This window comes from Staphylococcus sp. Ze2, from assembly GCF_048568365.1.
GTDB lineage: Bacteria > Bacillota > Bacilli > Staphylococcales > Staphylococcaceae > Staphylococcus > Staphylococcus xylosus.
Map to the genome: position 1 here is coordinate 1,607,355 of NZ_CP183486.1, position 15,191 is coordinate 1,622,545.

General features: G+C 32.6%; 16 protein-coding genes. 10 read left to right on the forward strand and 6 right to left on the reverse strand.

Going from position 1 to position 15,191, the window contains the following annotated elements:
• The first annotated feature begins 44 nt into the window (after window positions 1-44).
• Window positions 45-1,019 (forward strand): DNA polymerase III subunit delta, encoded by a 975-nt coding sequence (holA, locus tag ACM591_RS07450; protein ID WP_029377155.1) that lies wholly within the window; start codon window positions 45-47, stop codon window positions 1,017-1,019.
• A 181-nt stretch (window positions 1,020-1,200) separates the two neighbouring features.
• Here the strand turns inward: holA and rpsT are convergent, their stop codons facing one another.
• A complete protein-coding gene (rpsT, locus tag ACM591_RS07455; RefSeq protein ID WP_017724620.1) occupies window positions 1,201-1,452 on the reverse strand; it encodes a 30S ribosomal protein S20 in 252 nt (83 codons plus the stop codon).
• A gap of 321 nt (window positions 1,453-1,773) precedes the next feature.
• Between rpsT and lepA the strand changes: the two genes are divergently transcribed.
• The 8 genes from lepA (at window position 1,774) to ACM591_RS07495 (ending at window position 11,419) form a co-directional block, all read left to right on the forward strand.
• Window positions 1,774-3,597, forward strand: a complete 1,824-nt coding sequence (gene lepA / locus ACM591_RS07460; RefSeq protein WP_029377156.1) for a translation elongation factor 4 — start codon at window positions 1,774-1,776, stop codon at window positions 3,595-3,597.
• A gap of 98 nt (window positions 3,598-3,695) precedes the next feature.
• Window positions 3,696-4,820: a radical SAM family heme chaperone HemW gene (hemW, locus tag ACM591_RS07465; protein WP_029377157.1), complete on the forward strand. Its 1,125-nt coding sequence runs from the start codon at window positions 3,696-3,698 to the stop codon at window positions 4,818-4,820.
• 100 nt (window positions 4,821-4,920) lie between these two features.
• Complete coding sequence (hrcA, locus tag ACM591_RS07470) at window positions 4,921-5,901, forward strand: heat-inducible transcriptional repressor HrcA (protein WP_038678665.1); 981 nt, start codon at window positions 4,921-4,923, stop codon at window positions 5,899-5,901.
• A gap of 26 nt (window positions 5,902-5,927) precedes the next feature.
• Window positions 5,928-6,539, forward strand: a complete 612-nt coding sequence (gene grpE, locus ACM591_RS07475) for a nucleotide exchange factor GrpE (RefSeq protein WP_029377159.1) — start codon at window positions 5,928-5,930, stop codon at window positions 6,537-6,539.
• 56 nt (window positions 6,540-6,595) lie between these two features.
• Window positions 6,596-8,440: a molecular chaperone DnaK gene (gene dnaK, locus ACM591_RS07480; RefSeq protein ID WP_029377160.1), complete on the forward strand. Its 1,845-nt coding sequence runs from the start codon at window positions 6,596-6,598 to the stop codon at window positions 8,438-8,440.
• A gap of 146 nt (window positions 8,441-8,586) precedes the next feature.
• A complete protein-coding gene (gene dnaJ / locus ACM591_RS07485) occupies window positions 8,587-9,723 on the forward strand; it encodes a molecular chaperone DnaJ (protein WP_029377161.1) in 1,137 nt (378 codons plus the stop codon).
• 3 nt (window positions 9,724-9,726) lie between these two features.
• Complete coding sequence (gene prmA, locus ACM591_RS07490) at window positions 9,727-10,665, forward strand: 50S ribosomal protein L11 methyltransferase (RefSeq protein WP_326026746.1); 939 nt, start codon at window positions 9,727-9,729, stop codon at window positions 10,663-10,665.
• Window position 10,666: 1 nt separating this feature from the next.
• Window positions 10,667-11,419: a 16S rRNA (uracil(1498)-N(3))-methyltransferase gene (locus ACM591_RS07495; RefSeq protein WP_029377163.1), complete on the forward strand. Its 753-nt coding sequence runs from the start codon at window positions 10,667-10,669 to the stop codon at window positions 11,417-11,419.
• Between the two features lie 248 nt (window positions 11,420-11,667).
• Here ACM591_RS07495 and ACM591_RS07500 read toward each other — a convergent pair whose 3' ends face one another.
• From ACM591_RS07500 to ACM591_RS07520, 5 genes are all read right to left on the reverse strand, one after another.
• Complete coding sequence (locus ACM591_RS07500; RefSeq protein ID WP_418354317.1) at window positions 11,668-12,720, reverse strand: tyrosine-type recombinase/integrase; 1,053 nt, start codon at window positions 12,718-12,720, stop codon at window positions 11,668-11,670.
• A 59-nt stretch (window positions 12,721-12,779) separates the two neighbouring features.
• Window positions 12,780-13,271 (reverse strand): hypothetical protein, encoded by a 492-nt coding sequence (locus tag ACM591_RS07505; RefSeq protein ID WP_418354318.1) that lies wholly within the window; start codon window positions 13,269-13,271, stop codon window positions 12,780-12,782.
• 62 nt (window positions 13,272-13,333) lie between these two features.
• A complete protein-coding gene (locus ACM591_RS07510; RefSeq protein WP_225489560.1) occupies window positions 13,334-13,885 on the reverse strand; it encodes an Ltp family lipoprotein in 552 nt (183 codons plus the stop codon).
• A gap of 49 nt (window positions 13,886-13,934) precedes the next feature.
• Window positions 13,935-14,399, reverse strand: coding sequence for an ImmA/IrrE family metallo-endopeptidase (locus tag ACM591_RS07515; RefSeq protein WP_326010367.1), 465 nt, complete (start codon window positions 14,397-14,399; stop codon window positions 13,935-13,937).
• An 11-nt stretch (window positions 14,400-14,410) separates the two neighbouring features.
• On the reverse strand, window positions 14,411-14,740 hold the full coding sequence (locus tag ACM591_RS07520; protein ID WP_029376916.1) for a helix-turn-helix domain-containing protein: 330 nt from the start codon (window positions 14,738-14,740) through the stop codon (window positions 14,411-14,413).
• A 188-nt stretch (window positions 14,741-14,928) separates the two neighbouring features.
• Between ACM591_RS07520 and ACM591_RS07525 the strand changes: the two genes are divergently transcribed.
• A complete protein-coding gene (locus tag ACM591_RS07525) occupies window positions 14,929-15,171 on the forward strand; it encodes a helix-turn-helix transcriptional regulator (RefSeq protein WP_326025205.1) in 243 nt (80 codons plus the stop codon).
• The last annotated feature ends 20 nt before the right edge of the window (window positions 15,172-15,191 follow it).

A 15,191-nucleotide genomic window follows, 5' to 3' on the forward strand; every position in this document is an offset into this window, starting at 1 on the left:
GCTATAATAATTAAATGCGTAATAGTGATGAAAGGGTGCTAAGGATGAGCGATAAAATTATTACAATTTACGGTGAAGTACCTGAACTTATTGAAAAAAAGTCAGCTGAAGTTATTAACCGTTACTTGAATGCCCCTAAAGATGATTTTAACTTTGTTAAATATAATTTATATGAAAGTGATTTATCTCCTATAATTGAGGAAACACTGACCTTGCCATTTTTTTCTGACAAAAAAGCAGTATTAGTTCAAAATGCTTATGTGTTTACAGGCGAAAAACCGCCTAAAGATCTAAGTCATAATACTGACCAACTTATTGAATTTATTGAAAAATATGACGGTGAAACTTTAATAATATTTGAAGTCTATCAATCAAAATTAGATGAAAGAAAAAAGTTAGTTAAAACATTGAAGAAACAGGCTAATTTAATCAAAATTGAACAAATGACCGAAGAAGAGATAAAAAAATGGATAAAAAATGAACTTCACGAAAATTACAAAGATATAAAACAAGATGCATTAGATTTATTTTTAGAACTTACGGGTATTAATTTTAATATTGTAAAGCAAGAACTTGAAAAAGTAATACTATTTTTAGGTGATAGAGCTACAATTAATAAGCAAGATGTACATCAAATTGTTAATAGAAGTTTAGAGCAAAATGTCTTTTTATTAACTGATTATATTCAGAAAAACAAAAAATCACAAGCTATACAATTAGTGAAAGATTTGATAGCAATGAAAGAAGAACCAATTAAATTATTAGCATTAATTACAAGTAATTATCGGTTGTTTTATCAATGTAAAATATTAGGACAAAAAGGTTACAGTGGTCAACAAATAGCTAAAACAATTAATGTGCATCCATATCGTGTTAAATTAGCTTTGAATCAATCAAGGAATTATCAACTAGAAAAATTATTAAATATAATTGATACATGTGCGGAAACAGATTATAAATTGAAGTCATCATATATGGATAAACAATTAATTTTAGAACTGTTTATTTTATCACTTTAATCATTTTCGGTTAGTTATATTGAAACTGATAGAATCGGTATTGATAGTGTTGAAATAGCTTTTATCAATGGATTTGTAAATAATTTATTCTAAATTTTAAAAGTAATAAAAAACAAACCCAATGCCTTTAGCATTGGGTTTGTTTGATTTGTTAATTCGAGCAGTTGCTTGAATCTGTTTATTATTTAGCAGCTGTCATTAATGAAGACTTGATACGAGCAGCTTTGTTAGTGTGGATTAAGTTGCGTTGCGCAGCTTTATCTACTTTTTTCAAAGCAAAGCTAACTAAGTCAGCTTTGTTATCAGCACCAGCTTCTATAGCTGAATGTGCTCTCTTAACTGCTGTACGCATTTCATTTTTTTGTGAAATATTACGAGCTTCAGCAGTGTGTGTTGTGTTAACACGTTTAATTGCAGATTTAATGTTTGGCATGTGTGTCACCTCCTAAAAGTGATCTTCGCTATCAAAGTTAATTTGATTACAACAAGAAATATTTTATCAAAACCAGCAACTTTCTGCAATCATTTATTTATCTAAGGCGCGTAAAATAGATATAAATGATACAATATACGATAGACAGATAAGAAAATAACACAAAAGTTTAATTCGAAATCTCTTTAAGAATGTTATGACTTAATAAGTATTATTGTTAAAATACTTAGCAGGTTTGCAATTAACTATTAAAAACGTTATTATATCAAAGAATGTCATACATATTACGGGCTAGAATTATGAAAGTGAGAAGGATAATACATGGATAAACAAGAACGCTATAATCGACGTAAAAATATTAGAAACTTTTCCATTATCGCACATATAGACCATGGTAAATCTACGTTAGCTGATAGGATTTTAGAAAATACAAAATCAGTCGAAACTAGAGACATGCAGTCTCAACTGTTAGATTCTATGGACTTAGAAAGAGAGCGCGGTATAACAATCAAATTAAATGCAGTTCGCTTAAAATATGATGCTAAAGACGGTGAAACATATACATTTCACCTAATCGATACTCCAGGACATGTCGATTTTACTTATGAGGTGTCTAGATCACTTGCAGCATGTGAAGGTGCTATATTAGTTGTAGATGCTGCACAAGGTATTGAGGCACAAACATTAGCGAATGTCTATTTGGCTCTTGATAATGAATTAGAATTATTACCAGTTATCAATAAAATAGATCTACCAGCGGCAGAACCTGAACGAGTAAAACAAGAATTAGAAGACGTTATCGGTATTGATAAAGATGATGTGGTACTTGCTAGTGCAAAATCAAATATTGGTATTGAAGATATCTTAGAGAAAATCGTTGAGGTAGTGCCACCTCCTGAAGGTGATCCAGAAGAACCTTTAAAAGCACTTATATTCGATTCAGAATATGATCCGTATAGAGGGGTTATCTCTTCTATCAGAGTGATGGAAGGCATTGTTAAAGCTGGCGACCGTATTAAAATGATGGCAACTGGTAAAGAATTCGAAGTGACTGAAGTAGGTATCAATACACCAAAGCAATTACAAGTTGACGAATTGACTGTCGGCGATGTTGGTTACATCATTGCAAGTATTAAAAATGTAGATGATTCACGTGTTGGGGATACAATCACTCATGCTAGTAGACCAGCTGCTCAACCATTACAAGGATACAAGAAAATGAATCCAATGGTATTCTGTGGCCTATTCCCAATTGATAACAAGGATTATAATGATTTAAGAGAAGCTTTAGAAAAATTACAGTTAAATGATGCTTCGTTAGAATTCGAACCTGAATCATCACAAGCTTTAGGGTTTGGTTATCGTACAGGTTTCTTAGGTATGTTGCATATGGAAATTATCCAGGAACGTATTGAACGTGAATTTGGAATAGAACTTATTGCCACAGCACCTTCAGTTATTTATGAATGCATCTTAAAAACAGGCGATGAAGTAACGGTAGATAATCCTGCGAACATGCCTGATAGAGATAGAATAGAAACAATATATGAGCCATTTGTGCGCGCGACTATGATGGTACCTAATGATTATGTAGGTGCAGTCATGGAGTTGTGTCAACGTAAACGTGGTCAATTTATAAATATGGAATATATGGATGATATCCGTGTGAATATTATTTATGAGATTCCATTATCAGAAGTGGTGTTCGATTTCTTTGATCAGTTAAAATCTAATACTAAAGGATATGCTTCGTTCGACTATGAATTTATCGATAATAAAGAAAGTGATTTAGTGAAGATGGACATCTTATTAAACGGTGAAAAGGTTGATGCTTTAAGCTTTATCGTGCATAAAGAATTTGCATATGATCGAGGAAAAGCTTTAGTCGAAAAACTTAAAACGTTGATACCTAGACAACAGTTCGAAGTTCCTGTACAAGCAGCTGTAGGACAAAAAATCGTTGCAAGAACGAATATTAAATCTATGGGTAAAAATGTACTATCTAAATGTTATGGTGGTGACATTACCCGTAAGAGAAAACTTTTAGAAAAACAAAAAGCTGGTAAAGCTAAAATGAAAGCAGTAGGAAATGTGGAAATTCCACAAGATGCTTTCTTAGCTGTACTTAAGATGGATGAAGATTAATATAAATTAAAAATGGGGGCCTTAAATCCAAAAGATTTATGGCCCAGTTTTTTGTGATGATTGTTAATCTTCAATATACGAAAGAAGGTGCACGCAATATGGAAGTAAAAAGTGCATATATCCATATTCCATTTTGTGTAAGAATATGTACGTATTGTGATTTCAATAAATATTTTATACACAATCAACCGGTGGATGAATATTTAGATTGCTTAATTAAAGAGATGCAAGATAGCGAGGTTAGAGTATTAGAAACCGTATTTGTGGGTGGCGGGACACCGACAGCATTAAGTTATGAACAACTTAAGCGATTACTTATTGCAATTACTGATACATTCAAAATTAAAGGCGAATTTAGTTTTGAAGCTAATCCAGATGAATTAACACTTGAAAAAGTTCAATTATTAAAAGATTTTGGTGTTAACAGACTATCTATGGGCGTACAAACGTTTAAACCTGAACTTTTAGAAATATTAGGTAGGACGCATCATACAGCAGATATATATCAAGCTGTTACTAATGCGCGAGCAGTCGGTATTCCCTCTATAAGTTTAGATTTGATGTACCATTTACCACAACAAACACTAGAGGATTTTAAGGATAGTTTAGAAAAGGCATTAGAAATGGATATTGATCATATTTCAAGTTATGGTCTTATATTAGAACCTAAAACACAATTTTATAACATGTATAAAAAAGGCAAGTTGAAAATTCCGAATGAAGATATCGGTGAAGAAATGTATGAATATCTAATTGAGAGAATGAATAATTCTGACTTGCATCAATATGAAATTTCGAATTTTGGGAAAGTAGGTCATGAGTCAGAGCATAATAAAGTTTATTGGAAAAACGAAGGATATTATGGTTTTGGTGCAGGTGCAAGTGGTTATGTTGATGGTGAACGTTACAGTAATGTTAACCCTGTAAATCACTATATTAAAAAAATAAACAATAATGAAAGGCCTATTTTACATTCAACTTATCCCACGAAATCAGAACAAATGGAAGAAGAAATGTTCTTAGGGTTAAGAATGAATAAAGGTGTAAGTAAACATAGGTTTTTTGAAAAGTTTGATCAAACAGTCGAACAAGTATACGAACAGGCTCTCAAAGATTTAACTCAAAAAGGACTTATCGTTGAACAAGATGACTACATTTCTATGACTGATCGCGGAAAAGTCGTCGGAAACTTAGTGTTTGAAGCGTTTTTGCTTAATGTATAAAAATTTATAAAAAACCAGTGCTTTAACATTGACTTACTTTGACCAATTTGATAAATTATAATTAGCACTTGAAACAAAGGAGTGCTAATGAGGTGAAAACATGATTAGTGATAGACAATTAAGCATACTAAATGCAATTGTTGAAGATTATGTTGATTTAGGTCAGCCAATTGGTTCAAAAACACTGATTGAACGGCATAAATTGAATGTTAGTCCTGCTACTATTAGAAATGAGATGAAGCAATTAGAGCTTCTCGAACTAATAGAGAAGACGCACACGTCGTCAGGGCGATATCCTTCAGAATCAGGTATCAGATATTATGTGAATCAATTATTACAAGAAACATCTCATCAACAACAAACTAAAATTCAACGTTTGAGAGATTTATTAGTTGAAAATCATTATGATATTTCGACTTCGCTCAGTGATTTTGCAAATGAGCTTTCAAATCAATCTCAGTATACTACGTTGGTAATGCGTCCAAATCATAAAAAAGATATTATTAATAACATTCATTTGTTTAGAGCAAATGCTTATTTGGTTATAATGGTTGTTGTATTCTCATCAGGTCATGTTGAAAACTTACATTTAGCATCTCAAGTTCCATTATCAAATAATGAACTTACGAACATTTCTAATTTTGTTACTGCTAAATATAACGAGTGGAATAATCATCATTTTGAAAATGACTTGAATGCTTTTGTGAAATCAGATATTGAAAAAGATTTTATAAAAGACATGTTGAATACAATAGATATTCATTTTGATAATCAAAGTAATGGCATTTTTATGGGCGGAAAGGTTAAACTCATAGATGCGTTGAATGAAACAAACGTATCATCAATTCAACCGATTCTACAATATATAGAATCAAATAAAATCACACAATTACTTGATGAAATGTCTAATTCATCTATTAATGTCAAAATTGGTCATGAAATTGAATCAAGTTTAAGTGATATTTCAATTGTCACAAGCGAATATCACATTGATGATAGACTTAAAGGTCAAATTGCGGTTATCGGACCAACGGCAATGAATTATCAGAACGTAATAAGATTACTAAATACGATTTGGTAATTAACAATTGTATTGGAGGGCAGACAATGACAGAAAAAAATGAATCAGTTTTCGACCAGAACGAAGATGTAAATGAACAAACATCAGAAGAAAATACGGTTGAAAGCACTGATGAAACTACAGAAACATCACAAGATAATCTGCAGGAGGACGATTCACAAAATATCTCAGAAGACGTAGATCCTAAAGATGAAGAAATTCAACAATTGAAAAAAGATGTTCAAGAAAACGAAGAGAAATATTTAAGATTATACGCTGAATTTGAAAACTATAAGCGTAGAATTCAAAAAGAAAACCAGACAATGAAAGAATATAAAGCACAAGACGTTTTAAATGATATCTTACCAACAATAGATAACATTGAACGTGCTTTACAAATTGATGGCGAAGATGAACAGTTTAAATCACTTAAAAAAGGTGTAGAAATGGTTCATGAAAGCTTATTAAATGCATTGAAAAATAATGGTTTAGAAAAAATAGAAACTGAAGGTCAACAATTTGATCCTAATTTCCATCAAGCTGTAGTTCAAGATGACAACCCTGATTTTGAATCTGGACAAATCACTGAAGAACTACAAAGTGGATACAAATTGAAAGAAAGAGTTTTAAGACCTTCAATGGTTAAAGTAAATCAATAAATTATTTTATTGTTGAAAACACCAAATTATTCAAACATAACAGGAGGAATTTATTTATGAGTAAAGTAATAGGTATTGACTTAGGTACAACAAATTCATGTATTGCGGTATTAGAAGGCGATGAGCCAAAAGTAATTCAAAATCCTGAAGGTGCTAGAACAACACCATCTGTAGTTGCATTTAAAAATGATGAAACTCAAGTAGGTGAAGTTGCTAAGCGTCAAGCAATCACTAACCCTAACACAATTCAATCTATCAAACGTCACATGGGTACAGATTACAAAGTAGACGTAGAAGGTAAATCATATACACCACAAGAAATTTCAGCAATGGTATTACAAAATCTTAAAAGTACAGCAGAAGATTATTTAGGCGAAAGCGTAGATAAAGCTGTTATTACAGTTCCTGCATACTTCAATGATAGCGAACGTCAAGCTACTAAAGATGCTGGTAAAATTGCTGGTTTAGAAGTTGAACGTATTATTAACGAACCAACTGCAGCTGCATTAGCATACGGTTTAGACAAAACAGAACAAGATCAAAAAGTACTTGTATTTGACTTAGGTGGCGGTACTTTTGACGTATCAATTCTTGAGTTAGGTGACGGCGTATTTGAAGTACTTTCAACAGCAGGTGACAATAAACTTGGTGGGGATGACTTTGACCAAGTGATTATTGATCACTTAGTTGCAGAGTTCAAAAAAGAAAATAGTGTAGACTTATCAAAAGATAAAATGGCTTTACAACGTCTTAAAGATGCTGCTGAAAAAGCTAAAAAAGACTTGTCTGGTGTTTCTCAAACACAAATTTCATTACCATTTATCTCTGCTGGAGAAAGCGGTCCATTACACTTAGAACTTACACTAACTCGTTCTAAATTTGAAGAATTAGCAGATTCATTAATCAGAAGAACTATGGAACCAACTCGTCAAGCAATGAAAGACGCTGGTTTATCTAGCTCTGATATCGATGAAGTTATCTTAGTTGGTGGTTCTACAAGAATCCCTGCAGTACAAGATGCAGTGAAAAAAGAAGTAGGTAAAGACCCTCATAAAGGTGTTAACCCTGACGAAGTAGTAGCAATGGGTGCAGCAATTCAAGGTGGCGTTATCACAGGTGATGTTAAAGACGTAGTATTATTAGACGTTACACCATTATCATTAGGTATTGAGATTATGGGTGGACGCATGAACACACTAATTGAAAGAAATACTACAATTCCAACATCAAAATCACAAGTATACTCTACAGCTGCAGATAACCAACCAGCAGTTGATATCCATGTATTACAAGGTGAACGCCCAATGGCAGCAGATAACAAGACACTTGGTAGATTCCAATTAACTGATATCCCAGCTGCACCTCGTGGTGTACCTCAAATCGAAGTTACATTCGATATTGATAAAAATGGTATTGTAAACGTTACTGCAAAAGACTTAGGTACTAACAAAGAACAAAACATTACAATACAATCAAGCTCAGCACTTTCAGACGATGAAATTGATCGCATGGTTAAAGATGCAGAAGAAAATGCGGAAGCAGATAAAAAACGTCGCGAAGAAAGTGACTTAAGAAATGAAGCAGATAGCTTAGTATTCCAAGTTGAAAAAACAATCACTGATTTAGGTGAAAACATCAGCGAAGAAGATAAAACAAATGCTGAAGAGAAAAAAGAAGCATTAAAATCTGCGCTTGAAGGCGAAGATATAGAAGATATCAAAGCTAAAAAAGAAGAATTAGAACAAGTTGTTCAAGACTTATCAACTAAAGTTTACGAACAAGCTGCACAAGCTCAACAACAAGCTCAAGGTGAAGATGCAAACGCTTCTCAAGACAGCAATGTTGAAGATGCAGATTTCACAGAAGTTAAAGATGACGACAGCGAAGATAAGCAAAAATAGGTGTAGTCATGGACTAATTAATTGTTATTGATAGAAATATATGACACAATTGCTTAGCCAAATTAAGTCAAAGTCAATTGAACATTGGCTTTGACTTTTTCCTTTTTTATAAAAGATTTAATAAAACCGTAAAAGGAGAGATAACAGTGGCCAAAAGAGATTATTATGAAGTCTTAGGTGTTAGCAAAGGCGCTTCTAAAGATGAAATTAAAAAGGCTTATCGTAAATTATCAAAGAAATACCATCCTGACATAAATAAAGAAGAAGGTGCTGACGAGAAGTTTAAAGAAATCTCAGAAGCATACGAAATTTTAAGTGATGACAACAAACGTGCCAATTATGACCAATTTGGTCATGACGGCCCACAAGGTGGCTTTGGTGGCCAAGGCTTTGGCGGTCAAGACTTTAGCGGATTTGGAGGCGGCGGTTTCGAAGATATTTTCAGTTCGTTCTTCGGAGGCGGCAGACAACAACGTGATCCAAACGCACCAAGAAAAGGTGACGATTTACAATATACAATGACTGTTACTTTTGATGAAGCAGTTTTTGGTAGCGAGAAAGAAATTTCAATACGTAAAGATGTTACTTGTCACACATGTGATGGTGAAGGTGCTAAACCTGGTACTAAGAAAAAAACATGTCATTATTGTAGTGGTGCTGGTCACGTTTCTGTTGAACAAAATACAATACTTGGAAGAGTTAGAACTGAAAAAGTTTGTCCAGTATGTAGTGGTTCAGGTCAAGAATTTGAAGAGCCATGTCCAACATGTCACGGAAAAGGTACTGAAAACAAAAATGTTAAAATCAGCGTAACCATACCTGAAGGTGTTGATAATGAACAACAAATTAGGCTAGCTGGTGAAGGTGCTCCAGGTGAAAATGGTGGGCCACAAGGTGACTTATATATCGTCTTTAGAGTTAAACCTTCAGAAAAATTTGAAAGAGATGGCGATGATATTTATTATTCTCTTGATGTTAGCATTGCCCAAGCAACGTTAGGCGACGAAGTTAAGGTCCCAACGTTAAATGGTAGCGTCATGTTGACTATTCCTGCAGGTACGCAAACAGACAAACAATTCCGTCTTAAAGAAAAAGGTATCAAAAATGTACACGGCTATGGCTATGGTGACTTATTTATAAATATTAAAGTAGTTACACCAACTAAAGTAAGTGAGCGTCAAAAAGAATTGCTTAGAGAATTTGCAGAAATTGATGGCGAAGAAATTTCAGAACAACCATCAAATTTTAGAGATAAAGCTAAAAGATTCTTTAAAGGAGAATAGTATATGAACTGGACTGAAGTATCAATCAGCATTAATCATGAGGCCTCATCAATAATTTCTGATATATTAGAAGATTTTGGCTCAAATGGTGTAGTTATAGAAGACTCTAAAGATTTGGAACAAGCGTTTGAAGATAAATACGGTGAAATTTATGCATTAAATGCCAATGATTACCCTGAAAAAGGTGTAAGAATAAAAGCGTATTTCAATGAAATTAAACATACAGAAAAGTTTAAGTTAGAGCTTATTAATGCAATTGAGCAAGTTACTTCTTTGGATCTTTCACTTTTTGAGTACGAAGAACAAACATTGCGTGAGCAAGATTGGGAAAATGAGTGGAAAAATTATTTCCATCCATTTAGAGCTTCAGAAAAGTTCACAATTGTTCCAAGTTGGGAAACATACCAAAAAGAAGTCGAAAGTGAATTATGTATTGAGTTAGATCCAGGTATGGCGTTTGGTACTGGAGACCATCCTACGACGAGTATGTGTTTAAAGGCTATAGAAACATTTGTGAAGCCAAGTGATTCTGTTATTGATGTCGGCACTGGTTCGGGCATATTAAGTATTGCTGCTCATTTGTTAGGTGTAAAACGTATTAAGGCATTAGACGTAGATGAAATGGCGGTAAGAGTCGCTAAAGAGAACTTCGAAAAAAATAAATGTGACCATGCAATTGAAGCAACTACTGGAAATTTATTAAAAGAAGAAACTGAGAAATTTGATGTCGTGATCGCTAATATCCTAGCTCATATTATCGAAGAAATGATTGATGATGCTTATAATACCTTAAATAAAGATGGCTATTTTATAACGTCTGGTATTATAGAGGAAAAGCATGAAGCGATTGTAGAACATATGGAAAACACTGGTTTTAAAGTGTTGTCTATTAATCATGAAAATAGCTGGGTCTGTATCATAGGGCAGAAAGTGAGCGATTGATATGCAAAGGTACTTTATTAATCAAAATGCTGATACACATCAGCGATTTTCCATTATCGATAAAGGTGATATCCATCATATTTTAAACGTAATGAGATACCAAATTGATGATGAAATTATTATTACCTTTTTGGATCAATTTGTCTATAAATGTAAAATTAGAAATATAGGTACTGATGAAATTGAAATTGAGCTAGTTGAACAAATTGATATAGATTCAGAATTACCTCAAACCATTACCATATGTAGCGGTTTAATCAAAGCGGATAAATATGAATGGTTATTACAAAAAGCAACCGAACTGGGTGCTAGTGAATTTTTAGCTGTAGGAATGAAACGTTCCGTTGTAAAGTTAAATGATAGTAAAGTAACTAAGAAATTAGAACGTTGGCAGAAAATTATTAAAGAAGCTGCCGAACAAAGTTATAGATTGGCAATACCTTCTATCGATTATAAAGCATCGCTAAAAGAAGTTGTTCAACAAAGTGACTTATATGATTATATTTTGATAGCGTATGAAGATGCTGCGAAACAAGGTGAAGTTAGTAATCTTAAAAGGACAATAAAACAATTTCAGCCAAATGATCGTGTTTTAGTTATTTTTGGACCTGAAGGTGGATTAGCCGAAGAAGAGTTAGCATTGTTTAATGAAAGTGCATATCAAGTTGGGCTTGGTCCTAGAATATTAAGAGCTGAAACAGCGCCCCTATATGTACTTAGTACCATAAGTTATGAAGTAGAACTGTTAGATTAATCCTATCTATGTATAATTATTGAATTTAATCAATATATTAAGCTTAATAACAAATTTACTAGCATTAATATAATTTACAAAAGACTTTAGCTTCCTGCTAAAAGAAGTCTTAGAATAACGTTAAATTAAAAAAATGTAAATTTTACTAATTGACCATTCATAAAATTAAAACACTGATATAGCAATGTTTGTAATGTGTTTTTGATTATTTCAGTACAGTTTTGATACAGTTTTTATTTTAAAGTACACTATTTATCAAATAATTTCATGGCTGATTGCTTTTTATCAGTGTATAAATGTGAATAAGTCTGTATAGTCTGTGTAATGTTTGAGTGACGCATTAACTCCATTAACAGATACATGTCTATACCATTATTAATTAAATACGTTGCATAAGAGTGTCTTAAGCTATGAACTTTTAAATCTGGAAATACTTCTTTAAATCCACGTGTGTAAATGTTATAAGAAATATGTTTATCTTTACGTGGAAATATAAAACTTTCGCCACTGAATCCTTTGTAAAGGGTTTGGTGGTTTTTATATTTGTTATCTAATATTTCTCTAATATGTTTAGGTACTGGAACAATGTTTGTACTTTTTTCAGTTTTGGTGAAATGTTGTATTTTTCGCGTACGTTGTACAACAATTTTATTCACATCTAATTCACCTTTAATCATGTCATAATCTTTCCACTGTAAAGGTAAAGCTTCTCCTACACGTAATCCAGTATAGAATAATAATTTAGTTAAATCACGTACTGTCTCATCTTCTATTTTTTCTACTCTCTTATCAAATTCTTCACGCGTAATATATTCCTGCTTAGGACTTGTATATGGTATCGTTTCTATTGTTCCAGAAGGATCGTAAGTTAATCTATAATTCTTCTTAGCATAGTTAAATACTGATTTAAAATTCATTATAATTGTTCTAGCATAACCAGCAGAAATTTTTTCATCATCTACTAAAGATTTTCTAAACTCTTTACATTGTTCTATAGTAATTTGGCTAATAGGTAAGTGTCCGAACTTAGCCTCTAAATGTTTTTTATATAAATTCTTCTTAGCTCGTTTAGATTGTTCTGTTAAATCTTTATTCTCTAATCTATCAAAGAATATATTACCAAACGTCTGGGAATCAGAATAACCATTTTTAACGTTTTGTATGAATTCAGATTCTGCTAGTTTAGCATCCTTTTTCTTAATAAAACCACGTTTTACTTTACGTTTATGCTTTCCGAATACATCCACATAGAATGCTGAAAAGTAGTATTTTCCTGTTTTCTTGTCTTTATATACTGGCATATTGCTAATCCTCCTAAAAAAGATAAAAATATATAGGGCATAGTTAAATGCCCTTGTAATTATTCTTTTGGTCCAGCAAGTGTAGGCTCTTGCATACCATATGGTGATTGTTTGCTTAACTCACGCATTCTTTCTATTTCTGCATCAGTAGGGTTATCGAAGTCTATTCCTTCATTTAAGGCTTGTTGTCTTGCTTGATTAACAGGTGCCTGTTGTGTTTGCTGCTGTTGTTCTTGAGTTGGTGATTGTTCTTGTGACTGGACAGGTTGCTGTTCTTGAGTATTCACTTGTTCTTGTTGTTGCATAGGTTCTTCTGTACTTTGTTGTTCCTGTGATTGTGGTTCTTCATTCGCTACTTTTTCATTAGTCTCATCGTCTGATTTCTGTTTTTCTTCATCTGATTCTTTAACGTTATCTTTTTTCTTATCGTCTTTCTTACTTTCTTTATCAGATGACTTAGTTTCCTTCTTATCTTCCGACTTACTTTCTTCTTGTCCACATGCTGCTAAAACTAAAAAACTAGCTAATATTAAAAATAATATTTTTTTCATTTTGCATTACCTCCCTAATATTTCTTATAAAATATATAAGCCCCTACACGGGGCTATATAAATTATTTTTCTAAGTTATCGACTGCATATTGAGCTTCTTCTTCTGTAAATTTATCACCGTAACTTGAAGTCAATTGGTCGTATATGCCATCTTTGGACATATTTTGGTCCTCTTGATATGATTCAGCAGCTTTTAAAGCATTCTCTTTGTAGTCAACTTTTAAGTGGTCTACTGCATATTGAGCGTCTTCCTCAGAAAATTGGTCACCTGCATCAGCTGTTAATTGGTCAAAAATACCTTTTTTTGACATATGCATTGTATCAGCATAAGTTTTAGCCGAATTTAGTGCGGCTTGTTGTTCTTTGCTAGCATCGTTGTCTTTTTCGACTTCAGCAGTACCATCATTAATCTCTTTATCAACTTCATTTACTACAGTTGCAGAAAAGATAGCAAAAATGATACCTATTATAATTAATAAACCTAAACAGCCCCCACAGCCCCATAACCATTTCTTTTTCTTACCTTTCTTTTCTCGTTCTTTGTACTCTTCGAATTGCTGTTGCTGCCTCGCTAACAATTCCTCGTTTGTTAATTCTTTGTTCTCTGTTGCCATAAAACATCCTCCTAATAATAAGTATATATATTAAACAACCGTAGTTGTATTAATCCCAATTCTCATGTTTAAACACTTGTAAAGGTTCGAATTTAATTACATAACCCTTGTAATATACATCTAAACCGTATTTCATTTTATAATGCTTCAATGTGTTTAATACATACTGCTCTGAAACGTTGAAATATTCTGACATCTCAAATAAGTTATGTACTCCATGGAAGAAAGCATCAATAATCCCTTCAAGAGAAATAGCTAGTTCAGAGCCTAAACGTCTTGCTTTTAATTCGAATTTTCGATTTAACATTTTGGATTGATCTCGAATATCTCCATATGTAACTAAATGATGTCCAATTTCTTCATACAAAGTTTCGAGTTTATTTACAGAATTCATGCGTTTTTCAATAAGGATGACTTCGCCTAAATATAAACCTGCAAGACCTTTCTTCAAATTGGTTTCCTCAATGATGATTTGGTCATCATACTCTGCTAATAAATTTTCATAATTTCTCATGGAAACACTCCTTATTTTTTACGCTTGCTTTTAACGAATTCTGCATAATCCAATATCTCTTGCCATTCTTCTTCTGTTAAATCACCATCTAAATGAGCAGCAATGGTTTCAAAAGAATTTTTCGTTTGTTTCTCCTCTAAACCTAACAAATATTCAGGTGTAACTTTAAGAACATTGGCAAAATCATCCGCTCTGTTTAACGGAAATTCTCTGGATTTATTTAAATATCTTGAAACTGTAGATTTAGCCATATTAGTTCTGCGCGCTAATTCACTAGTTGATAGATTTTGTTTGTCCATTAAATTTGTTATCACAGTAATGATTTCATCGTTGTTTCTCATAGTTAAGTACCGTCCTTTTATTTTGTTTCCGTATTGGAACAATACAAATATAACATACGTTCCCAATAAGCACAATAGAAAAAATGAAAAACGCTTTTAAATAGGTAAGTATTTGGTTTTTTAATAAAAGTGAAAAATAAATACACTTAATGTGTTGACATTCGGGAACGTGTTTGCAATAATATGAATTGTTCCCGATAGGAAACGGAAACGAGGTGACACATTTGAAACTGAATTTAGAAAGATTGAAACAAACTAGAATCGACAACGAATTTAGTCAGGAATATATGACTAAGGAGCTAGGTTGGAAATCTAGATCTCAATATTCTAAGAGGGAAAGTGGGGCAGTATCTATTGGTGCTGATGAATTAATAGCTATCGCTAAAATACTAGGATATAGCAAAGAAGAAGTAGGTTATTTTTTTGATTAAAACGTTCCCGGAATGAAACA

Bases quoted from the DNA above. Each gene is read 5' to 3' on its own strand.
- ACM591_RS07500 (WP_418354317.1), bottom strand. From the start codon at position 12,720: ATGCCAGTATATAAAGACAAGAAAACAGGAAAATACTACTTTTCAGCA.
- prmA (WP_326026746.1), top strand. From the start codon at position 9,727: ATGAACTGGACTGAAGTATCAATCAGCATTAATCATGAGGCCTCATCA.
- ACM591_RS07495 (WP_029377163.1), top strand. From the start codon at position 10,667: ATGCAAAGGTACTTTATTAATCAAAATGCTGATACACATCAGCGATTT.
- rpsT (WP_017724620.1), bottom strand. From the start codon at position 1,452: ATGCCAAACATTAAATCTGCAATTAAACGTGTTAACACAACACACACT.
- lepA (WP_029377156.1), top strand. From the start codon at position 1,774: ATGGATAAACAAGAACGCTATAATCGACGTAAAAATATTAGAAACTTT.
- ACM591_RS07510 (WP_225489560.1), bottom strand. From the start codon at position 13,885: ATGGCAACAGAGAACAAAGAATTAACAAACGAGGAATTGTTAGCGAGG.
- holA (WP_029377155.1), top strand. From the start codon at position 45: ATGAGCGATAAAATTATTACAATTTACGGTGAAGTACCTGAACTTATT.
- ACM591_RS07520 (WP_029376916.1), bottom strand. From the start codon at position 14,740: ATGAGAAACAACGATGAAATCATTACTGTGATAACAAATTTAATGGAC.
- ACM591_RS07505 (WP_418354318.1), bottom strand. From the start codon at position 13,271: ATGAAAAAAATATTATTTTTAATATTAGCTAGTTTTTTAGTTTTAGCA.
- hemW (WP_029377157.1), top strand. From the start codon at position 3,696: ATGGAAGTAAAAAGTGCATATATCCATATTCCATTTTGTGTAAGAATA.
- hrcA (WP_038678665.1), top strand. From the start codon at position 4,921: ATGATTAGTGATAGACAATTAAGCATACTAAATGCAATTGTTGAAGAT.
- ACM591_RS07515 (WP_326010367.1), bottom strand. From the start codon at position 14,399: ATGAGAAATTATGAAAATTTATTAGCAGAGTATGATGACCAAATCATC.
- grpE (WP_029377159.1), top strand. From the start codon at position 5,928: ATGACAGAAAAAAATGAATCAGTTTTCGACCAGAACGAAGATGTAAAT.
- dnaK (WP_029377160.1), top strand. From the start codon at position 6,596: ATGAGTAAAGTAATAGGTATTGACTTAGGTACAACAAATTCATGTATT.